The organism is Streptomyces sp. NRRL S-340, from assembly GCF_000720185.1.
Taxonomy (GTDB): domain Bacteria; phylum Actinomycetota; class Actinomycetes; order Streptomycetales; family Streptomycetaceae; genus Streptomyces.
Window position 1 is genome coordinate 74,355 of the sequence record NZ_JOIY01000024.1, and the last position, 19,931, is coordinate 94,285.

Annotated in this window: 19 protein-coding genes; 3 read left to right on the forward strand and 16 right to left on the reverse strand. The window is 73.2% G+C overall.

What is annotated here, in order from left to right; genetic code table 11:
• Nucleotides 1-6 precede the first annotated feature (6 nt).
• From IG64_RS19835 to IG64_RS19880, 10 genes are all read right to left on the reverse strand, one after another.
• On the reverse strand, nucleotides 7-786 hold the full coding sequence (locus IG64_RS19835) for a hypothetical protein (RefSeq protein WP_037858078.1): 780 nt from the start codon (nucleotides 784-786) through the stop codon (nucleotides 7-9).
• A gap of 141 nt (nucleotides 787-927) precedes the next feature.
• A complete protein-coding gene (locus tag IG64_RS19840) occupies nucleotides 928-1,500 on the reverse strand; it encodes a GNAT family N-acetyltransferase (protein WP_037858081.1) in 573 nt (190 codons plus the stop codon).
• A complete protein-coding gene (locus IG64_RS19845; RefSeq protein WP_037858084.1) occupies nucleotides 1,478-3,715 on the reverse strand; it encodes an MMPL family transporter in 2,238 nt (745 codons plus the stop codon). Before IG64_RS19845 ends, IG64_RS19840 begins: the two co-directional genes overlap by 23 nt.
• A 206-nt stretch (nucleotides 3,716-3,921) precedes the next feature.
• Nucleotides 3,922-4,221, reverse strand: a complete 300-nt coding sequence (locus IG64_RS19850) for a hypothetical protein (RefSeq protein WP_051813125.1) — start codon at nucleotides 4,219-4,221, stop codon at nucleotides 3,922-3,924.
• A gap of 470 nt (nucleotides 4,222-4,691) precedes the next feature.
• Nucleotides 4,692-6,206 carry an Asp-tRNA(Asn)/Glu-tRNA(Gln) amidotransferase subunit GatB gene (gene gatB, locus IG64_RS19855; protein WP_037858085.1) on the reverse strand — a complete coding sequence of 505 codons (1,515 nt, stop codon included), beginning with the start codon at nucleotides 6,204-6,206 and terminating at the stop codon, nucleotides 4,692-4,694.
• Between the two features lie 16 nt (nucleotides 6,207-6,222).
• A complete protein-coding gene (locus tag IG64_RS19860; RefSeq protein ID WP_037858086.1) occupies nucleotides 6,223-6,465 on the reverse strand; it encodes a hypothetical protein in 243 nt (80 codons plus the stop codon).
• Nucleotides 6,462-7,955 (reverse strand): Asp-tRNA(Asn)/Glu-tRNA(Gln) amidotransferase subunit GatA, encoded by a 1,494-nt coding sequence (gene gatA, locus IG64_RS19865; RefSeq protein ID WP_037858087.1) that lies wholly within the window; start codon nucleotides 7,953-7,955, stop codon nucleotides 6,462-6,464. Before gatA ends, IG64_RS19860 begins: the two co-directional genes overlap by 4 nt.
• 3 nt (nucleotides 7,956-7,958) lie before the next feature.
• Complete coding sequence (gene gatC / locus IG64_RS19870) at nucleotides 7,959-8,255, reverse strand: Asp-tRNA(Asn)/Glu-tRNA(Gln) amidotransferase subunit GatC (RefSeq protein ID WP_006130840.1); 297 nt, start codon at nucleotides 8,253-8,255, stop codon at nucleotides 7,959-7,961.
• A 90-nt stretch (nucleotides 8,256-8,345) separates the two neighbouring features.
• Nucleotides 8,346-8,864, reverse strand: a complete 519-nt coding sequence (locus IG64_RS19875) for a cupin domain-containing protein (protein WP_037858091.1) — start codon at nucleotides 8,862-8,864, stop codon at nucleotides 8,346-8,348.
• Between the two features lie 94 nt (nucleotides 8,865-8,958).
• Complete coding sequence (locus IG64_RS19880; RefSeq protein WP_037858092.1) at nucleotides 8,959-9,330, reverse strand: DUF4267 domain-containing protein; 372 nt, start codon at nucleotides 9,328-9,330, stop codon at nucleotides 8,959-8,961.
• 97 nt (nucleotides 9,331-9,427) lie between these two features.
• On the opposite strand from IG64_RS19880, the gene IG64_RS19885 reads away from it, so the two are divergent.
• Nucleotides 9,428-10,015, forward strand: a complete 588-nt coding sequence (locus IG64_RS19885; RefSeq protein WP_037858094.1) for a TetR/AcrR family transcriptional regulator — start codon at nucleotides 9,428-9,430, stop codon at nucleotides 10,013-10,015.
• 434 nt (nucleotides 10,016-10,449) lie between these two features.
• Here IG64_RS19885 and IG64_RS19890 read toward each other — a convergent pair whose 3' ends face one another.
• The 5 genes from IG64_RS19890 to IG64_RS19910 all read right to left on the reverse strand — a co-directional run bounded on the left by IG64_RS19890 (nucleotide 10,450) and on the right by IG64_RS19910 (nucleotide 17,477).
• Entirely contained in the window at nucleotides 10,450-12,714 is a 2,265-nt protein-coding gene (locus tag IG64_RS19890) for a putative bifunctional diguanylate cyclase/phosphodiesterase (RefSeq protein WP_037858097.1), read from the reverse strand.
• Between the two features lie 260 nt (nucleotides 12,715-12,974).
• Entirely contained in the window at nucleotides 12,975-15,170 is a 2,196-nt protein-coding gene (gene ligA, locus IG64_RS19895) for an NAD-dependent DNA ligase LigA (RefSeq protein ID WP_037858099.1), read from the reverse strand.
• Between the two features lie 15 nt (nucleotides 15,171-15,185).
• Entirely contained in the window at nucleotides 15,186-16,193 is a 1,008-nt protein-coding gene (locus tag IG64_RS19900) for a methionine synthase (RefSeq protein ID WP_037858101.1), read from the reverse strand.
• Between the two features lie 30 nt (nucleotides 16,194-16,223).
• Nucleotides 16,224-16,913 carry an SDR family oxidoreductase gene (locus IG64_RS19905; protein WP_234438564.1) on the reverse strand — a complete coding sequence of 230 codons (690 nt, stop codon included), beginning with the start codon at nucleotides 16,911-16,913 and terminating at the stop codon, nucleotides 16,224-16,226.
• 24 nt (nucleotides 16,914-16,937) lie between these two features.
• Entirely contained in the window at nucleotides 16,938-17,477 is a 540-nt protein-coding gene (locus tag IG64_RS19910) for a TIGR00730 family Rossman fold protein (protein WP_037858104.1), read from the reverse strand.
• A 76-nt stretch (nucleotides 17,478-17,553) separates the two neighbouring features.
• Here IG64_RS19910 and IG64_RS19915 point away from each other — a divergent pair, with 76 nt between their 5' ends.
• Nucleotides 17,554-17,877 carry a DUF427 domain-containing protein gene (locus tag IG64_RS19915; RefSeq protein WP_037858106.1) on the forward strand — a complete coding sequence of 108 codons (324 nt, stop codon included), beginning with the start codon at nucleotides 17,554-17,556 and terminating at the stop codon, nucleotides 17,875-17,877.
• A gap of 46 nt (nucleotides 17,878-17,923) precedes the next feature.
• Nucleotides 17,924-18,703: an alpha/beta fold hydrolase gene (locus tag IG64_RS19920; RefSeq protein WP_037858166.1), complete on the forward strand. Its 780-nt coding sequence runs from the start codon at nucleotides 17,924-17,926 to the stop codon at nucleotides 18,701-18,703.
• A gap of 77 nt (nucleotides 18,704-18,780) precedes the next feature.
• On the opposite strand, the gene mnmA is transcribed toward IG64_RS19920, so the two are convergent.
• Nucleotides 18,781-19,911: a tRNA 2-thiouridine(34) synthase MnmA gene (gene mnmA / locus IG64_RS19925; protein ID WP_037858109.1), complete on the reverse strand. Its 1,131-nt coding sequence runs from the start codon at nucleotides 19,909-19,911 to the stop codon at nucleotides 18,781-18,783.
• Nucleotides 19,912-19,931 lie beyond the last annotated feature (20 nt).

The window sequence follows — 19,931 nt, forward strand, 5'->3', positions numbered from 1 at the left end:
CCGGACTCAGGCGGAGGGGAGCCCGAGCAGGACGTCGGTGTACTTCAGGACGGCCAGCAGCAGACCGAGGGCACCGAGGGCGACGCCCGCCCAGGCGACCGACCTGGTCCAGGGTGCCTGCGGCCTGCCCGGGGCGCCGAACGCGGGCCGGGCGAGCACCGCGGCACCGACGATCAGGGCGAGCAGCGCGAACAGGCCGCCCCACAGGGCGGTGGTGTGCCAGGCGTCGCCGTAGACCTCCTTGATCTGCGTGGCGACGCTCGCGGAGGTGGAGGTCCGCAACTGGCCGGTCAACTGCTCGCGGGCACCGGCGACGGTGCCGAGCCAGCTGCCGCTGAGGGAGACGAGGCCCAGGGCGGCGGACACGACGGCGCCGGCGCCCTGCCCCACGCCCGAGGGGGCCGCCTTCCCGGACCCGGCGGCCTCGGCACCGGCTTCCTCGGTACCGGCCCCGGGATCGGCGTGACCGGCCCCGCCGGTCGCGGTGGCGGACTCGGCGGCGGTCCCACCGGCTTCCCTGGGCTCACCGGCTTCCCGGTCCCTCTCTGCCGCACCTGCCGCACCTGCCGCCCCGGCGGCACCCCTCACCCCGGTCTCCGCCTCGTCGGCCTCGTCGGCCTCGGCCTCGTTCGTCTGCTCCGGCGCGGTCGCCCGGCCGGCTGCCGCCGTCCGCTCCGTCCGCTGCTGCGCCGGGTTCCGCGCCTGCGTCTCGCGCTTCGCCTCCGTCTCGTCCGTCGCCTCGGTGCCGGTGGTGGCTCGGGCCTCGTCTGCGGTCCTGGTTCCCATGCGGGCACCGTACGGACGCAGTCTGAGAGGGCCCTTAAGAGCTGCGAAGGAAACGGGAGTCCGATCAGCTCGCGGCGTCCGGTGGGTGCGAGCGCAAGGCGCCGGACGCCGCGAGCCGGGCGCCCGTTTCGTTCGCAGCTCTCAACGGTCGCCGACCCCGGTACGCGCGCGGGTCGCCCGCCACTCAGGGGCGAGGACGGCCCAGATCTCGGTGTCCTGGCGGACGCCCCGGTAGGGGTAGTGCTCGCGGAGCACGCCCTCACGGGTCAGGCCCAGGCGCCGCGCGACGTTGATGCTCGCCTCGTTGGCCGACGACACGTGCCACTCCGCGCGGTGCATGCCGCGCTCGTCGAACGCCCAGTCGAGCAGGACCCGGGCCCCACGGGTGACCAGCCCCCGGCCGGTGCCCTCCGGTTCTAGCCAGCAGCCGATCTCGCACGTGCCGGTCGCCGCGTCGAAGGCGGGGAACAGCAGCCCGCCGACCAGGGTCCCCTCCAGCCACAGTCCGTGCAGGAAGCCGCGGTCGGCGGCGCGCTTGTCGGCGTACGACTGGAGGACGGCGCGGGCGGAGTCCACGTCGGTGGCGTGCGCCGCGAACGGGACGTGCCGGTTGATGAACGCGCGCCCGCGGTCGAGGTGGGCGAGGAAGTCCTGGGCGTACCAGGGTTCCAGCGGCCGCAGTTCGGCGCCGTCACCCAGGGATATCGCGTACATCCGTTTCCCGCTCCTTCGCGAGTTCCGCCATGACGTCGCCGAGCCTCTCATGGGCGGCGCGGCACTCGGGCGGCTCGATGCTGATGCGCGGCAGGACGCGGTCCAGGCGGCGCGGCAGCCACCAGTTGGCGCGGCCCAGCAGGTGCATGAGCGCGGGCACGAGCAGGGTGCGCAGGACGAACGCGTCCAGGGCGACGGCGGCGGCGAGCGCGATGCCGAACATGGCGATCACCCGGTCGCCGCCGAGCACGAAGGCGAGGAAGACGGAGATCATGATGACCGCGGCGGAGTTGATCACCCGGCTGGTCTCGGCCAGGCCGACCCGGACGGCGCGCCGGTTGTCGCCGGTCTCCAGCCACTCCTCGTACATCCGGCTGACCAGGAAGACCTGGTAGTCCATGGAGAGTCCGAAGAGGACCGAGACCATGATCACGGGCAGGAAGGGTTCGATGGGCCCGGCGCGGCCGAGGCCGAGGAACTCGCTGCCCCAGCCCCACTGGAAGATCGTGACGACGACGCCGAAGGACGCGGCGACGGCCGCGACGTTCATGACGGCGGCCTTGAGGGGGATGCCCACCGAGCGGAAGGCGAGCAGCAGCAGGACGCAGCCGAGGCCCACGACGACACCGACGAACAGCGGCAGCCGGGCGACGATGACGCCGGCGAAGTCGTCGTACCCGGCGGTCACGCCGCCGACGTGCACGTCGAGCGAGGTGCCGGTCTCGGCGCGCGGCAGCACCTTCTCGCGCAGCCGGTCGACGAGGTCGCTGGTGCGCTGCGACTGGGGCGCGGAGTCGGGCAGGACGTTCAGGTAGGCGGTGGTGCCGCCGGTGTTGTAGGTCACCGGGGTGACCGCGGCGACGCCGTCGGTGGCGCGCAGCGTGGTGCCGAGGTTGTCCAGGGCGAGCCGGTCCCCGGCCCCGTCCACGCGGGTCACCAGGGTGAGCGGTCCGTTGACGCCGGGCCCGAAGCCGTCGGCGAGGAGGTCGTACGCCTGCCGGGTGGTCGACGAGGCGGGGTCGTTGCCCTGGTCCGAGGTGCCCAGGTGGAGGAAGAGCGTGGGCAGGGCGAGCACGGTGACGACGGCGAGGGCGAGGGAGCCGAGGAGCTTGGGGTGGCGTTCCACGAAGGCCGACCAGCGGGCGGCGAACCCGGTGGGCACCTCCGGCTCGGGGCCGTGCTCGGCCAGGCGCCGCCGCTCGCGGCGGCTGAGGGCGCGCGGGCCGATCCAGGACAGCAGGGCGGGCAGCAGGGTCACCGAGGCGGCGACCGTGAGGACGACGGTGGACGCGGCGGCGATCGCGACGCCGTTGAGGAAGCCGAGGCGCAGGATCAGCATGCCCAGCAGGGCGATGCAGACGGTCGCGCCCGCGAAGACCACGGCGCGGCCGGTGGTGGCGACGGCGTTCGTGGCCGCCTCGGTGACCGAGAGGCCGCGTTTGAGGCCTCTGCGGTGGCGGGTGACGATGAACAGCGCGTAGTCGATGCCCACGCCGAGCCCGATGAGCATGCCCAGCATGGGGGCGAAGTCGGCGACCGTCATGGCGTGGCCGAGCAGCCCTATGGCCGCGTGGGCGGTGCCGACGCTCACCAGCGCCGTGGCGATGGGCAGCAGGGACGCGGCGAGCGAACCGAACGCCACCAGGAGCACCACGGCGGCCACGGCGACGCCCAGGATCTCGGCGAGGTGCCCGCCGGAGGACTGGGTGGTTCCGACGGCGCTGCCGCCCAGTTCCACCTGGAGGCCGTCGGTCTGGGCCTCCTTGGCGGCCCGGACGACGGCCTGCGCCTGGGTCTTGGTGATGTCCTGGGCGGGGCGGGCGAAGGTGACCGTCGCGTACGCGGTGTGGCCGTCACGGCTGATCCGGTCCGTGACCTGGGTGGCCTGGCCCTTGTAGGGGCTGGTCACGGAGGCCACCGAGGGCAGGGACTCGATGCGGTCCAGGACGCGGGTCATGGTCTGCTCGACGTCGGCGGCCCGGACGGTGCCGGGCGCGGTGTGCCAGACGACGGTGTCGCTGTCCCCTCCGAGGCCCGGGAAGCCCTGTTGCAGCAACTGGGTGGCACGGCCCGACTCGGTGCCGGGCACCTCGTAGTCGTTGGAGTACGCGGGGCCGGCGACGGCGGCGGCGACCGTGACCCCGCCGAGGGCGAGGAGCCAGAGCAGAACGGTGACGAGGCGGTGCCGGACACACCAGCGCGCGAGGGCTGCCACGAAACGTGCTCCCAGTGTCTTTTTGTGATCTTTGACCGGGAAAAGTCGTCCGTGAACGGAACAGCCCGCAAAGAACGCATGAGCAAGGTGAAAACACTCTTGCAGGCGAATGTGATCGTTTACCGCATTCGTGGCCTTACTCACACCATTGCGACCCGATTCACCGGGGAGTCACGCCTCGCGGGAGCCCCGGGGGCTCGGGACCGTCAGGCGGGCTCGTCACCGAGGGCCATCACCATCACCCCGGCGATGAGCAGCCACAGCGCCCGCCGGGTACGGCCCCGGTGTCCCAGGACGGCCGCGCAGGCGCACAGGACGGCTCCGACGGCGTAGGCGGCCGGTATGCGGGCCGGGGCGGACCCGCTGAGCCGCAGCAGGGACGCGCCGAGTCCGGCGAGGGTCAGCAGCGCGCCGGTACCGGCGGCCACCCAGCGGGCCCGGCGGGCGACCGAGACGCCCTCGGGCGGTTCGTCGCCGGGTTCGTGCGGCGGGGCCGCGTCCAGCAGGGCGACGTCCGCCGCGGGTGGGCCGGCAGGACCGCACGGCGCGGCGTGTGCCGCGGGGGACGTCCCGCCCTTCGGCAGGGCCCGCGCGGGCGTCCCCGCGCTCCGTGCGGGCGTCTCGGAGGACCGTGCGGGTGCCTCGGCTGCCCGTGCCGGCGTCCCTGGACCGGCTGTCCGGGCGGGCGTCCCGGGGTCGGATATCCGTGCCGGCGTCTCGGAATCGGCGCGTCCACTCATGGCGGGCGAGCGTAGCGGCTGCGTCCGCAAGGCCCGACGCGGGGTCGGCGGCGGTGGCGGCGGCGACGGGACGGCCATGGCGCCGAAGGCCGACGGGGCCGCCTACGGGACGACCGGAGGGACGCCCCTGGGGGCATCCGCCCCCTTCCCGGGAACCGGTGGCCGGGAGACACCTGGGGGGACGCATCGCGCCCGATGCGTCCCCCCAGGGTCACCGCGTCACCGCCTGTGGCGGCTCAGCCCTCGCTGACGCCGAGCTTCTCCAGGATCAGCTCCTTGACACGGGCCGCGTCCGCCTGGCCGCGGGTGGCCTTCATGACGGCGCCGACCAGCGCGCCGGCCGCGGCCACCTTGCCGCCGCGGATCTTGTCCGCGACGCCCGGGTTCCCGGCGATGGCCTCCTCGACGGCGGCGGTCAGCGCGCCCTCGTCGGAGACGACCTTCAGGCCGCGCTTGTCGACGACCTCGTCCGGGGTGCCCTCGCCCGCGAGGACGCCCTCGATGACCTGACGGGCCAGCTTGTCGTTCAGCTCTCCCGCGGCGACCAGCTCGGTCACCCGGGCGACCTGCTGCGGGGTGATGGCCAGCTCGTCCAGGCTCTTGCCGGACTCGTTGGCGCTGCGCGCCAGCTCGCCCATCCACCACTTGCGGGCGGAGGCCGCGTCGGCGCCGGCGTCGATGGTGGCGACGATCGGGTCCAGCGCGCCGGCGTTGAGGATGGCCTGCATGTCGGTGGCAGAGATGCCCCACTCGGCGAGCAGCCGGGTGCGGCGGGCCAGCGGCAGCTCGGGCAGCGCGGCGCGGATCTGCTCGACCCACTCGCGCGAAGGGGCCACCGGCACCAGGTCGGGCTCGGGGAAGTACCGGTAGTCCTCGGCCTCCTCCTTGATCCGGCCGGAGGTCGTGGACCCGGTGTCCTCGTGGAAGTGGCGGGTCTCCTGGACGATCGTGCCGCCCGAGGAGAGCACGGCCGCGTGCCGCTGGATCTCGAACCGGGCGGCGCGCTCGACGGAACGCAGCGAGTTGACGTTCTTCGTCTCGCTGCGCGTGCCGAACTTGTCGGCGCCCTTGGGCATCAGCGACAGGTTCACGTCGCAGCGCATCTGGCCCATCTCCATGCGGGCCTCGGAGACGCCGAGCGCCCGGATCAGCTCGCGCAGCTCGCGGACGTAGGCCTTGGCGACCTCCGGGGCGCGCTCGCCGGCCCCGACGATCGGCTTGGTGACGATCTCGATGAGCGGGATGCCGGCGCGGTTGTAGTCGAGCAGGGAGTGGGACGCGCCGTGGATACGGCCGGTGGCGCCGCCGACGTGTGTCGACTTGCCGGTGTCCTCCTCCATGTGGGCGCGCTCGATCTCCACGCGGAAGGTCTCGCCGTCCTCCAGCTGCACGTCGAGGTAGCCGTCGAAGGCGATCGGCTCGTCGTACTGGGAGGTCTGGAAGTTCTTCGGCATGTCCGGATAGAAGTAGTTCTTCCGGGCGAAGCGGCACCACTCGGCGATCGAGCAGTTCAGCGCGAGGCCGATCTTGACGGCGGACTCCACGCCGGTCGCGTTGACGACCGGGAGGGCGCCGGGCAGGCCGAGGCAGACGGGGCAGGTCTGGGTGTTCGGATCGGCACCGAGCGCGGTCGAACAGCCGCAGAACATCTTGGTGCGGGTGCCGAGTTCGACATGGACCTCGAGGCCCATGACGGGGTCGTACGACGCCAGCGCGTCCTCGTACGACACCAGGTCGGTCGTGGTGGTCACGGTGAAAACTTCCCTCTCAGCCCAGCAGGACGTCGTCGTCGCCCAGCCGCTTCAGCTCGCGGTAGAGGATGGCGAGGCCGGTGACGATGGCGGCGGCCGACACGGCGGCGTCGATCAGGCGCAGCGTGTCGCTCTCCGTGCGGGCCTTCTTGGCCTGCTTGATGACGCTGACGGCGCCGAAGGCGGTCGTCGCCATGGACAGGTACGTACCGGACTTGGACTTCTTGAAGCCCTTGGCCTTGGACAGTGCGTTGCTCACAGCGACGGAGCCTCCTCAAGCAGCGGGTGTCCCCACTTTTCCACGAACGCGGCCTCGACGGCGGCACCCACCTTGTACAGGCGGTCGTCCTTCATCACCGGGGCGATGATCTGCAGGCCCACCGGGAGGTTGTCCTCCGGGGCGAGACCGCAGGGCAGGGACATGGCCGCGTTGCCCGCCAGGTTGGTGGGGATGGTGCACAGGTCGGCCAGGTACATCGCCATCGGGTCGTCGGCACGCTCACCGATCGCGAAGGCGGTGGTCGGGGTCGTCGGGGAGACGATCACGTCGACCTGCTCGAACGCCTTGTCGAAGTCCTGCTTGATCAGCGTACGGACCTTCTGGGCGCTGCCGTAGTACGCGTCGTAGTAGCCGGAGCTGAGCGCGTACGTGCCGAGCATGATGCGGCGCTTGACCTCGGGGCCGAAGCCCGCCTCACGGGTGAGGGAGGTGACTTCCTCGGCGGAGTGCGAGCCGTCGTCGCCGGTGCGCAGGCCGTAGCGCAGACCGTCGAAGCGGGCGAGGTTGCTCGAACACTCGGACGGCGCGATCAGGTAATACGCCGACAGGGCCAGGTCGAAGGACGGGCAGTCCAGCTCGACGATCTCGGCGCCCAGCTCCTTGAGCACCTCGACGGACTCGTCGAAGCGCTGGATGACACCGGCCTGGTAGCCCTCGCCGCGGAACTGCTTGACGACGCCGACGCGCATGCCGGCCACGCTGCCGTTGCGGGCGGCCTCGACGACCGGCGGGACCGGCTCGTCGACGGAGGTGGAGTCCAGCGGGTCGTGCCCGGCGATCACCTCGTGCAGCAGCGCCGCGTCCAGGACCGTACGGGCGCAGGGGCCGCCCTGGTCGAGGGAGGAGGAGAACGCCACCATGCCGTAGCGGGAGACCGCGCCGTAGGTCGGCTTGACGCCGACCGTGCCGGTGACGGCGGCCGGCTGGCGGATGGAGCCACCGGTGTCGGTGCCGATGGCCAGCGGCGCCTGGAAGGAGGCGAGCGCGGCGGAGGAGCCGCCGCCGGAGCCGCCGGGGATCTTGGTGAGGTCCCAGGGGTTGCCGGTCGGGCCGTAGGCGCTGTTCTCGGTGGAGGACCCCATGGCGAACTCGTCCATGTTGGTCTTGCCGAGGATGACGACGTCCGCGTCCTTGAGCCGCTTGGTCAGCGTCGCGTCGTACGGCGGGATCCAGCCTTCGAGGATCTTGGAGCCGACCGTGGTGGGCACACCCTCGGTGGTGAAGATGTCCTTCAGCGCGAGCGGTACGCCGGCCAGCGGGCCGAGCTTCTCGCCGCGCGCCCGCTTCTCGTCCACGGCGCGGGCCTGGGCGAGCGCGCCCTCGCGGTCGACGTGCAGGAAGGCGTGCACCTTCTCGTCGACGGCCTCGATCCGGGCGAGGTGGGCCTCGGTGACCTCGACGGCCGTCAGCTCACCGGAGGCGATCTTCCCGGCCGTCTCGGCGGCGGTGAGTTTGATGATGTCCGTCATTGCTTACTCCTCCCCCAGGATCTGCGGCACCTTGAAACGCTGCTGTTCCTGGGCCGGGGCGCCGGACAGCGCCTGCTCGGGGGTGAGCGACGGACGGACCTCGTCCGCGCGCATGACGTTCGTCAGCGGCAGCGGGTGGGAGGTCGGCGGTACGTCTTGGTCGGCGACCTCACTGACGCGGGCCACCGCGCCGATGATGTCGTCCAGCTGTCCCGCGAAGTGGTCGAGCTCTTCGGGCTTCAGCTCCAGACGCGCCAGCCGGGCGAGGTGGGCGACCTCCTCGCGCGTGATGCCAGGCATGCAGCGTTCCTCTGGGTGAGTGTGTGGTTGGGCAAATCGGCTTGGGAAAGTCGGTTTGGCCCAATCCTATGGGGCCGGACCCCGTGGCCGTTAAACGGTTTCCCCCTGCGCCTGCCCCCGGCGCCGCGCGTCCCACGCGGCGCTGCTCAGGAAGTGGTTGTCATAGAGGTCCTGCACCTCCAGCAGACTCTCCGGGGCGACCTCGCCGAGGGCGATGCGCCGCAGGTGGCGGAAGTACTCGAAACGCTCGACGCCCGGCGCCAGGACGATGAGCAGGTCGGCGTCGGCTCCGGGCACGGCGGCGAAGGCGTGCGGCTTGCCGGGCGGGACGACGACGAGGTCACCGGGGCCGGCGGTGAGGACCTCGTCGCCGGAGAGGATGTCGGCGGCGCCGTCCAGCAGGAAGAACATCTCGGCGCTGTTGTCGTGCCAGTGCGGCTTGGCGCCGTCGGCGCCCGCCACGAGGGTGACGCGCTGGGTGGACAGGGCACCGCCGGTCGCACTGCTGTCGGCCAGCAGCCGCACGGTGGCGGGCGCGCGGCCGACCACTTCGGCCTCGGCCTCGCGGACGATCACGGACTCGTCGAACTTCGGTACGAACAGGGACATGATGCGTCTCCCTCGGTGGGTTCGGCCGTTCGGGGCGGACGCCGGCCGGTGAAGGCGGTCGGCGAACGCGGTCGAGCGCGGTGGGGCGCGGGCGTCAGACGGCGAAGAGCAGTCCGGCACTGATCAGGACAACGACGGCCGTGGCGCAGTGGATTCCGAAGGCGACGGCCTTCGGGCCGCCGTGGCGCAGGACTATCAGGGTGTCGCCGAGCGGCACCAGGGCCACGCACAGCATGAACCAGGCCTCGGCGCGGGTGCCCGCGAAGGCCAGCAGCGCGAGGCCGACCAGGCCGAAGGTGCCGTCGCGCAGGCCCTTGACCGTCAGGTAGGCGCCGGCGTCGCCGGCCGGATCGGCCGGGGCCCCGTAAGCGGCGGCGGCGGAGGCGGGCTGGAACAGGAAGCGGTACCCGAGGAAGACGCAGAACAGGTCGAGCACGACGGCCAGGGTGTACGCGGTGACGGTCACGTCTCTTCTCCCACCTCGAAGGTGCTAGCGGCGCTAGCGATGGGAGCGAAGCTAACAGAGCATCGACAGATTGGCTAGCACCGCTAGAATGAGGAGCATGACGATCCAGACGCGCCGGGAGCGCGAACGAGCGGAACGGGAGCGGCTGATCGTGACGGCCGCCCGGGAACTGGCCGAGGCGGAAGGCTGGGACGCGGTCACCACCCGGCGGCTGGCCGCCGAGATCGAGTACAGCCAGCCGGTCCTGTACAGCCACTTCAAGGGCAAGGACGCGATCATGGCGGCCGTCGCGGTCCAGGGCTGTGCGGAGCTGGCCGCCGCCCTGCGGACGGCGCGCACGGCGGCCGGGGGCACCCGCGAGGCGCTGACGGCGGTGAGCGAGACCTACACCGCCTTCGGGCGGCGGCGGCCCGCGCTCTACGACGCGATGTTCACGCACCTGGTGGACCTGCCGTTCGCCACGCCCGAGGCCCCCGCGGCCCTGCGCGAGGCCTTCGGCGAACTGCTGGCGGCCGTCGAGCCGGTCGCGGCACAGGGCGAGGACCCGGGGCACCTCACGGAGACGTTCTGGGCCGGTCTGCACGGGCTGGTCACCCTGATGCGCAGCGGACGGCTGCCCGAGCACACCCACGAACGCCGGCTGTCCCTGCTGATCGGCCACTTCGTGCCGCCCGGCACGCGGTGAGCCGCACCGGGCCGGGCCGCGTGACCCGGCTCGCCCTCAGTCGGCCTGAACCGGCCTGGACCGAACTTTCCGGGCCTGGCGTGAATCGAAGCGCCATGGCCTGAACTGGAGGGCCGCGAACTGACGAGATATGGCCTGATCTGACCTGCGCGCACCGCCCGTGCGCGCACCTCCCGGAGCCGGAGGCGGCGCGCATCTTCAGTGGCGGGGCGGGCCCTCAGCGGCAGGACGGCCCCCTGACGGCAGCGCGCACCTTCGGTGGCGGCGCGGGCCTCACCGGCAGCGCGGGCCCCGCGGCAGTGCGCGCCTTCAGCGGCAGGGCGGGCGCCGGGCAGCGGCGCGCGTCCTTCAGCCGCGGCGGTCCAGCGGGCCGGCCGCCCGGGACCGCGCTCCCCGCCGGGCCGGGGCCTGCTGCCCGCCGCCCGCCCGGCTCCTCACTCGTCGCCCGCCGCTGCGGGCAGCGCGGCGGCGGGCCGCACCCAGCCGCGCGACCCGCGCGCCCGCAGCCACGCCGTCGTCTCCCCGGGCGGCATGGCGGCGGCGACCAGCCAGCCCTGTACGGCGTCGCAGCCCAGGTCGCGCAGCCGCTCCCAGGTCTCGTCGTCCTCGACGCCCTCCGCGACGACGAGCAGGCCCAGGGAGTGGGCGAGGTCGACGGTGCAGCGCACGATCTCGGCGTCCTCGGTGTCCACCGCGAGGCGGGCCACGAAGGAACGGTCGATCTTCAGTTCGCTCACCGGCAGCCGCCGCAGGTGCACCAGCGAGGAGTAGCCGGTGCCGAAGTCGTCCAGCGACATCTTCACGCCGTGCGCGGTCAGGCCCGCCAGCGTGTCGGCGGCCCGCTGCGGGTCCTCCAGGAGGACGTGCTCGGTGATCTCCAGCTGGAGGGCGCCCGCCGGGACGCCGTGCCGGGCCAGGCGGGCGGCCACCGAGCCGGCGAAGCCGGGGGTGTGCACGTCGCGCGGGGAGACGTTGACGGCGACCGGGACGAACAGGCCCTGGGCGCGCCACGCGGCGACCTGTCCGAGGGCGGTCTCCAGCACGTACTCCGTCAGGTGGGGCATCAGTCCGGAGGACTCGGCTATCGCTATGAACTCGTCCGGCGGGACCTTGCCGCGCTCGGGGTGCACCCAGCGCACCAGCGCCTCCAGGCCGGCGACCTGGCCGTCGAAGCGGACCTTGGGCTGGTAGTGCAGCTGGACCTCGTGGGCGTCCAGGGCCCGGCGCAGGTCGCCGAGCAGTCCGAGCCGGTCGGGAGTGTTGGAGTCCCGCTTGGACTCGTAGGCCTCCACGCCCGTCCGGTCCCGCTTGGCCTGGTACATCGCCACGTCCGCCCGGCGCAGCATGCCTTCGGCGTCCAGGGCGTGGTCGGGGAAGACGGCGACCCCGGCGCTGGCCTCCAGGACGAGAGTGAGTCCGTCGAGGTCGAGCGGGGAGCTGAGGGTGGTGACCAGGCCGCGCGCGATGCGTGTCGCGGACGTCGTGGAGTCGGCGACGGGCAGTAACACGGCGAACTCGTCGCCGCCGAGCCGGGCCGCCTCCGCGCCGCGCGGCAGGGCCTGCCGCAGCCGGTCGGCGATCTGGAGCAGCAGCCGGTCCCCGGCGAGGTGACCGAGGGTGTCGTTGACCGAGCGGAAACGGTCGAGGTCGATCAGCATCAGGGCGGAGCGGGCGCCGATGCGTTCGGCGTCGTCCAGAGCGGTCCAGATGCGCTCCAGGAGCCACTGCCGGTTGGGCAGCCCGGTCAGCGGGTCGCGCAGTTGCTCCTCGGCGCGGGCGCGGGCGATCCACAGCGTGGAGTCGAGGGCGATGAGCGGGATGGCGAACAGCGGCAGCAGCACCGGGGCGGCGACGGCGACGACGCAGACCAGCGGGGCGATCCCGAGCAGCGCCACCGCGACCAGGCCCTGCCGGACCAGCGCGGTGCGGGCGACGGTGGGCAGCGGGTCGGTGCGCGGGGAGTGCAGGTACCACAGCAGGACGCGGGTGACCGCGAGGTAGACGGCGGCGACCAGCACCACCTGGGGGGCGGTGTACGCGGTCCAGGTGCCCGGGTCCCAGGGCCGCTCCACGGTCGGTACCCGGCCGAAGGCGCCGAGGACCAGGGCGGCGGCGCCGATGCCGAGGATGTCGACCGCGCCGTGCAGTACGCCCGGGCGCCAGCGGTGCCGCCTGGCTATGCCGACCAGGACGACGACGGTGAGGCTGACCAGGCCGGCCGGGACCCAGCCGTAGAGCAGGAGCACGGCCAGGGTGAGGGCGGCGCCGGAGCCGGTGCCGCCCCACCAGCGGGCCCGGCCGAGCATGACCAGGTGGCCGACGATGACGCCGGTGAGCACGGCCAGCGACCAGCCGGCCGTACCGGAGGGGAAGAGGGCGTGCCCGGCGGAGAAGGCGCCGTAGAGGCCGGCGCCGAGGGCGAGGGCGGCCACCGCGACGACCACCGTGGGCAGGGCCGGACGGCCGGGGGGCCGCTCGGTGCCGGCGCCCGGCAGCGCGGACCCGCCCCGGCCGGGCGGCCCTGCGGGGACGTGGTCCTCCGCCACCGGGTACGACCGGGCGGCGCGGGCCGCGAGTCCCGCGCGCCCGGTGTGCCTGTCCGTGGCCGGACGCTCTGCCGTCCGCTCCCGGCCCCCTCGCCATGCGCCGGTCATCCGGCGCAGCCGTGAGTGCGGGGCGGCGCTCTCGGTCGGTTCCATTCCCGTCCCTCTCACTGCCGGCGGTGCCCACGCCGCGCGGCCCGGTGCCCGACGTCCCCTGGGCACGGCCGCGCTGGAAAACCCTTCCACGTACTCGGCAGGAGCACGGGGACGCCCCGACCCCAGCCGGGCACGGCGGGCGCACCCCTCAACAGTAGGCCGCGGAAGGCTTCCCCGGGCAGCGGTCGCCGACGGTTGCCCGAATGCGCCCCGGCCACCCGTATGCATCTGGTATGCGCCGAACGGGGGGCCTTCAACCGCTACTCGCCGGTCGGCAGGGCGACTTCGGCCGCCGCGTCCGGTCCCTGTTCCAGCAGTACCCCGAAACCCTCCTCGTTCAGGACCGGAACCTTCAGCTGCATCGCCTTGTCGTACTTCGAACCGGGGTTGTCCCCCACCACCACGAAAGCGGTCTTCTTGGAGACCGAACCGGTCACCTTCGCACCCCGGGTCTGCAGCGCCTCCTTGGCGCCGTCCCGGGTGAAGTGCTCCAGGGTGCCGGTGACCACGACCGTCAGGCCCTCCAGCGGACGCGGCCCCTGCTCCTCTCCCGAGGACCGGTCCTCCAACGGGACTCCGGCGGCCTTCCACTTGCGCACGATCTCGCGGTGCCACTCCTCGGCGAACCACTCCTTGACGGCGGCGGCGATGATCGGGCCGACCCCGTCGGTGCCGGCCAGTTCCTCCTCGGTGGCCTGGTCGATGCGGTCGACGGAACGGAACTCGCGCGCCAGCGCCTGGGCCGCGACCGGGCCGACGTGCCGGATGGAGAGCCCGTTCAGGAAACGGGCCAGCGGACGGTCCTTGGCCGCCTCGATGTTCCGCAGCAGCGCGAGGGTGTTCTTCTTCGGCTCGCCCTTCTGGTTGGCGAAGACCGTGACGACCTTCTCCTCGCCCGTCTTCGGGTCGCGCTTGGGCAGCCCGCTGTCCGGGTCGAGGACGTAGGCCTTGATGGGCAGGAGTTTCTCCACCGTCAGGTCGAACAGGTCGCCCTCGTCGGCCAGCGGCGGATCGGCCGGTTCCAGCGGGCGGGTGAGCGCGGCGGCGGCCACCGCGCCGAAGTGTTCGATGTCCAGGCACTCGCGGCCCGCGAGGTAGGAGACCCGCTCGCGCAACTGGGCCGGGCAGGTGCGGGCGTTGGGGCAGCGGAGGTCGATGTCGCCCTCCTTCATGGCCCGCAGCGGCGTCCCGCACTCGGGGCACTCGGCGGGCATCACGAACTCCCGCTCGCCGCCGTCGCGCAGGTCGACGACCGGGCCGAGGATCTCCGGGATGACGTCACCGGCCTTGCGCAGCACCACCGTGTCCCCGATGAGGACGCCCTTGGCCTTGACGACCTCTTGGTTGTGCAGGGTGGCGAACTCGACCTCGGAGCCGGCCACGGTGACCGGCTCCACCTGGGCGTACGGCGTGACCCGGCCGGTGCGGCCGACGCCCACCTTGATGTCGATGAGCTTGGTGTTGACCTCTTCGGGCGCGTACTTGTACGCGATCGCCCAGCGGGGCGCGCGGGCCGTGGAGCCGAGCCGGCCCTGGAGGCGGATCTCGTCGAGCTTGATGACGGCGCCGTCGATCTCGTGCGCCACGGAGTGGCGGTTCTCGCCGTAGTAGGCGATGAACTCCCGTACGCCCGCGAGGCCGTCGACCACCCGGTTGTGCGGGGAGGTCGGCAGGCCCCAGGTGTGCAGCAGGTCGTAGGCCTGGGAGAGGCGGGTGAGGCCCTCGTACCCCCGGAGGGCGCCGATGCCGTGGACCACCATGTGCAGCGGGCGGGTCGCGGTGACGCGCGGGTCCTTCTGGCGCAGCGAACCGGCCGCCGCGTTGCGCGGGTTGGCGAAGGGCTTGTCGCCGGCGGCGACCAGCCGGGCGTTCAGCTCCTCGAACTTCTCCATCGGGAAGTAGACCTCGCCGCGGATCTCCACGAGGTCGGGCACCTCGTCGCCGTGCAGCCGGTCGGGGATCTCGGCGATCGTGCGGACGTTGGGGGTGATGTCCTCGCCGGTGCGGCCGTCGCCGCGGGTGGCGGCGCGGGTGAGCCGGCCGTGCTCGTAGGTGAGGTTGACGGCGAGGCCGTCCACCTTCAGCTCGCACAGGAAGTGGTACTCCTGCTCGCCCAGTTCCCTGGCGATGCGGTCCATCCAGGCGGCGAGGTCGTCGTCGTTGAACGTGTTGTCCAGGGAGAGCATCCGCTCGCGGTGCTCGACCGCGGTGAACTCCGTGGCGTACGAGCCGGCGACCTTCTGGGTCGGCGAGTCGGGCGTGCGCAGCTCGGGGTACTTCTCCTCCAGCGCCTCCAGGGACCGCAGCAGCCGGTCGAAGTCGGCGTCGCTGATGACGGGGGCGTCCTTGACGTAGTACCGGAAGCGGTGCTCCTCGACCTGCTCCGCGAGCCGGACGTGCTCCTCCCGCGCCTCGGCGGGCACCGCTGTTTCCGCTTGCTGCTTGTCGCCGGCCACCGTGTTGTCCTCCCGTTACTCTGGGTTGTCCGCGAGGGATCTCGCCGCCCGTACGCAGTGGGCGAGGGCCTGGCGTGCGTACTCGGGGGAGGCGCCCGCGAGGCCGCACGCCGGGGTGAGGGTGACCGACCGGGCGAGCAGCCCCGGTCGCAGCCCCAGCCTGCGCCACAGCGTTCTGACACCCATGACGCTACCGGCAGGGTCTGACAACGGGCCGTCCGTGGCCGGGACGACACCGGCGAAGAGGTGGGTGCCGCCTTCCACGGCTTCCCCGATCACCTCGTCGTCACGTTCGGTGAGCAGCGAGAAGTCGAAGGAGATGCCGGCCGCGCCCGCCCGGCGCAGCAACGCGAACGGCACGTCCGGCGCGCAGGAGTGGACGACGACGGGCCCGTCGGAGTGCGCGGCGAACACGTCCCGCAAGGTGGCCTCCACGACCTGCCGGTCGACGGCACGATGGGTGCGGTAGCCGCTGGCGGTCCGCACCTGCCCGCGCAGCACGGCGGTGAGGGACGGTTCGTCGAGCTGGAGGACGAGGCGGGCGCCGGGCACCCGCCGCCGGACCTCCTCAAGGTGCAGCCGCAGCCCCTCGGCGAGCGAGCCGGCGAGGTCCCGGCAGGCGCCGGCGTCGGACAGGGCGGCCTCGCCGTTCCTCAGCTCCAGGTGCGCGGCGAGCGTCCACGGCCCCACCGCCTGGACTTTCAGGGCGCCCTCGTGGCCCTGGGTGAACTCCTCCAGGGCGTCGAGGTCCTCGCCCAGCCAGGACCGCGCCCGTCTGGTGTCCCGTCCCGGCCGGTCGCCCAGGCGCCACCCGCTGGGCTCCACGCGCGCGTACATCTCGACGAGCATGCCCGCGGTACGCCCGACCATGTCGGCGCCCGGCCCGCGCGCGGGCAGTTCGGGCAGGTGGGGGAAGTCCTCGAAGGTCCCGGTGACGGTCTTGACGGCCTCGCGGGCGTCCCCGCCGGGCATCGACCCGAGCCCGGTGGCGCCACCGAAGCTGAACTGGCTGTTTTCGCTCACCGCAGCAGCCTACGGAACGGCCGGGCCGGGTCAGTGCCCCGGGCGCACCGTCAGGTCGTTCACCTCGGCGTCGCGGGGCAGGTCGAGGGCCATCAGGACGGTGGTCGCCACGGACTCGGGGTCGATCCACTTCCCGGGGTCGTACTCCTTGCCCTCCTGCCGGTGCACCTTGGCCTGCATGGGGCTCGCGGTGCGGCCGGGGTAGACGGAGGTGACGCGGACGCCGTTCGGGTGCTCCTCCTGGCGCAGGGCGTCGGCGAGGGCCTTCAGGCCGTGCTTGGAGGCGGCGTAGGCCGCCCAGTCGGCGTGCGCGCTCAGGCCCGCGCCCGAGTTGACGAAGACCACGTGGCCGCGTGCGGCGCGCAGCTGGGGCAGGAAGTGGCGGGTCAGCTCGGCGGGGGCGACCAGGTTGACGTTCAGCTGGTGGTGCCAGGACTTCGGCGTCAGCTCACCGACCGGGCCGAGGTCGACCACGCCCGCGACGTGCAGCAGGGAGTCGACCCGGTCGGGGAGCGTCTGGTGCGAGAACGCCCAGCTGAGCCGGTCCGGGTCGGCCAGGTCGCCGACCAGGGTGCGGGCGCCGGGGAACTCGGCGGCCAGTTCCCTGGCCCGGCCCGCGTCGCGCGCGTGCAGCACGAGGTCGTCCCCGCGCGCGTGCAGACGGCGGGCGACGGCCGCGCCGATGCCGGAACCGGCCCCGGTGATCACATGTGTAGCCATGCCCGCCATGCTCGCACCCGCCGGTCAGCGCCCGCTCAGCGACTCCTCCAGGTACGCGAGCGCGTCCGCGGGCTCCTCGGCGAAGAACACCAGCTCCGCCAGCGGCCGGGGCAGGAACCCCTCCTCCTCCATCCGGCGGAACTGCTCGCGCAGGCCGTCGTAGAAGCCCGCCGTGTTGAGCAGCACCACCGGCTTGTCCGTCCGGCCGTGCTTCTTCAGTTCCAGGATCTCGGTGGCCTCGTCGAGGGTGCCGGTGCCGCCCACCAGGATCACCACCGCGTCGGCCTTCTCCAGGAGCAGCTTCTTGCGCTCGGCGAGGTCGCCCGCGATCACCATCTCGTCGGCACCCGGCCGGGCCTTGGCCGACAGGAAGTCGACCGACACGCCGATCAGCCGGCCGCCCGCCTCGTGCACGCCGTCCGCGACCACCTTCATCAGGCCGGTGTCCGAGCCGCCCCACACCAGGCTGTGCCCGCCCTTGCCGAGCAGCCGGGCGAAGTCCCGGGCGGGTCGCGTGTAGCGGTCGTCGAGGTCGGCGGCGGAGAGGAAGACGCAGATGTTCATGCGCCCCACGGTACGCGTCCGGAGGGTTCCTCCCGCGCGCGGGAAGAAGCCCGCGCGCGCGAGCGCTGACCACGGTATGACACAAGGACACACGATCACCGTCGAACAGGGCGACGAGCACGTGCGCGTGGTGCGCGGCGGGCAGGTCCTGGCCGAGAGCCACCGCCCCCTGGTGCTGCGCGAGACCGGCTGTCCCCCGCGCTACTACCTGCCCGCCGAGGACGTGCGCCTCGACCTGCTGACCCCCTCGGGCACGCACACCCACTGCCCCTTCAAGGGCGACGCCTCCTACTGGTCGCTGCCGGACGCCGCGGACCTGGCCTGGGCCTACCCGGACCCGAAGCCCGAGGTCGCGCGGATCAAGGACCACCTGTGCTTCTACGACGCCGAGGTGCTGTAGCCCGCTGAGCCGCCGACGCGGCGGTCTTGTGGCAGTCTTCGAAGCCATGGACAAGAAGACCCTCTCGCGTGACGGCACCCCGATCGCCTACCAGCGCACCGGCACGGGTCCGGTGGTCGTCCTGGTCAGCGGGGCGATGTCGACGGGTGCCACGGTCGCGCCGCTGGCGGTGGCGCTGTCGCGGCGGTTCCGCGCGGTCGTGTACGACCGGCGGGGCCGCGGTGAGAGCGGGGACACCGCGCCGTACGCGGTGGAGCGCGAGGTGGAGGACCTCGCGGCCGTGATCGACGCGGTGGGCGGCGACGCGGCGCTCTACGGCATCTCCTCGGGCGGTGCGCTGGCCCTGCGGGCGGCGGCGGCCGGGCTGCCGGTGCGGCGGGTCGCGGTGTACGAGCCGCCGTTCGACGTCCGGGAGGACCGCGCCGCGGACCACGCCCGGTACACCGAGGAGCTGGAGCGGGCGCTCGCGCAGGGCCGCCGCGGCGACGCGGTGGAGCTGTTCCTGCGCGTCACCGGGCTGGCCGAGCAGATGATCGTGAACGCCCGCCAGTCCCCCATGTGGCCGGGCCTGGAGGCCGTCGCCCCCACCCTCGCCTACGACGACGCGGTCATGGGCGGCGGCGCGGTCCCGCGCGACCTGCTGGGGGCCGTCACCGTGCCGCTGCTGGCCGTCGCGGGCGACGCGGGCCCGGCGTGGATGCGTGAGGCGGCCCGCCAGGTGGCCGAGGCGGCCCGCCAGGGCACGTACCGCGTCCTGGCGGGCCAGACCCACGCGGTGGAGCCGGAGGTGCTGGCGCCGGTGCTGGCGGAGTTCTACGGGGCGTAGGGTCCGGCGTCCGGATCAGTGCCGGAGTCCGCGAGCCCGGCCCGATCCGGACGGAAGGCTCCAGGGGCGCTCCGCGCTCACGCGGCGCCCGCCGTCGCCCGCCGGGTCGTCGCGATCGTCGCCGAGCCCACCACGCGCGTGCCGTCGTACAGCACGATCGCCTGGCCGGGGGCGACCCCGCGCACCGGCTCGGTGAACGTCACCTCCAGGGTGCCGTCGACGAGTTCGGCGCTCACCTCGCTCTCGCCGCCGTGGGCGCGGAGCTGGGCGGTGTAGGTGCCGGGGCCGGCGGGGGCGGTGCCGCACCAGCGGGGCCTGATCGCGGTGAGGGCGTCGACGTCCAGTGCGGCGGCCGGGCCGACCGTCACCGTGTTGGTCACCGGGGAGATGTCCAGGACGTAGCGCGGCTTGCCGTCGGGCGCCGGGGTGCCGATCCGCAGCCCCTTGCGCTGGCCGACGGTGAAGCCGTAGGCGCCCTCGTGGGTGCCGACGACCGCGCCGGACTCGTCGACGATGTCACCCTCCGCCCTGCCCAAGCGGCGGGCCAGGAAGCCCTGGGTGTCGCCGTCCGCGATGAAGCAGATGTCGTGCGAGTCGGGCTTCTTGGCGACGGCCAGGCCCCGGCGCTCGGCCTCGGCGCGGATCTCGTCCTTGGTGGTGACCGTGTCGCCGAGCGGGAACAGCGCGTGCGCGAGCTGCCTCTCGTCGAGGACGCCCAGGACGTACGACTGGTCCTTGGCCATGTCGGAGGCGCGGTGCAGCTCGCGGGTGCCGTCCTCGTGCTCGATCACCTTCGCGTAGTGGCCGGTGCACACCGCGTCGAAGCCGAGGGCGAGCGCCTTGTCCAGCAGCGCCGCGAACTTGATCTTCTCGTTGCAGCGCAGGCACGGGTTCGGGGTGCGGCCGGCCTCGTACTCGGCGACGAAGTCCTCGACGACGTCCTCGCGGAAGCGGTCGGCGAGGTCCCACACGTAGAACGGGATGCCGATGACGTCCGCGGCGCGGCGGGCGTCGCGCGAGTCCTCGATGGTGCAGCAGCCCCGCGCGCCCGTGCGGAAGGACTGCGGGTTCGCGGAGAGCGCGAGGTGGACGCCGGTGACGTCGTGACCGGCTTCCGCGGCGCGGGCCGCGGCGACGGCGGAGTCGACCCCGCCGGACATGGCGGCGAGGACGCGGAGGGGGCGGGAGCGCTGCGAGGTGTCAGTCATAGCCCCTCCAGGGTAAGGGG

What these genes read in the sequence shown, in the direction of transcription:
- IG64_RS19835 (WP_037858078.1), bottom strand. Translation starts at nt 786, where the DNA reads ATGGGAACCAGGACCGCAGACGAGGCCCGAGCCACCACCGGCACCGAG.
- IG64_RS19840 (WP_037858081.1), bottom strand. Translation starts at nt 1,500, where the DNA reads ATGTACGCGATATCCCTGGGTGACGGCGCCGAACTGCGGCCGCTGGAA.
- gatA (WP_037858087.1), bottom strand. Translation starts at nt 7,955, where the DNA reads ATGACGGACATCATCAAACTCACCGCCGCCGAGACGGCCGGGAAGATC.
- gatC (WP_006130840.1), bottom strand. Translation starts at nt 8,255, where the DNA reads ATGCCTGGCATCACGCGCGAGGAGGTCGCCCACCTCGCCCGGCTGGCG.
- IG64_RS19875 (WP_037858091.1), bottom strand. Translation starts at nt 8,864, where the DNA reads ATGTCCCTGTTCGTACCGAAGTTCGACGAGTCCGTGATCGTCCGCGAG.
- IG64_RS19885 (WP_037858094.1), top strand. Translation starts at nt 9,428, where the DNA reads ATGACGATCCAGACGCGCCGGGAGCGCGAACGAGCGGAACGGGAGCGG.
- IG64_RS19890 (WP_037858097.1), bottom strand. Translation starts at nt 12,714, where the DNA reads ATGGAACCGACCGAGAGCGCCGCCCCGCACTCACGGCTGCGCCGGATG.
- IG64_RS19905 (WP_234438564.1), bottom strand. Translation starts at nt 16,913, where the DNA reads ATGGCTACACATGTGATCACCGGGGCCGGTTCCGGCATCGGCGCGGCC.
- IG64_RS19910 (WP_037858104.1), bottom strand. Translation starts at nt 17,477, where the DNA reads ATGAACATCTGCGTCTTCCTCTCCGCCGCCGACCTCGACGACCGCTAC.
- IG64_RS19915 (WP_037858106.1), top strand. Translation starts at nt 17,554, where the DNA reads ATGACACAAGGACACACGATCACCGTCGAACAGGGCGACGAGCACGTG.
- IG64_RS19920 (WP_037858166.1), top strand. Translation starts at nt 17,924, where the DNA reads ATGGACAAGAAGACCCTCTCGCGTGACGGCACCCCGATCGCCTACCAG.
- mnmA (WP_037858109.1), bottom strand. Translation starts at nt 19,911, where the DNA reads ATGACTGACACCTCGCAGCGCTCCCGCCCCCTCCGCGTCCTCGCCGCC.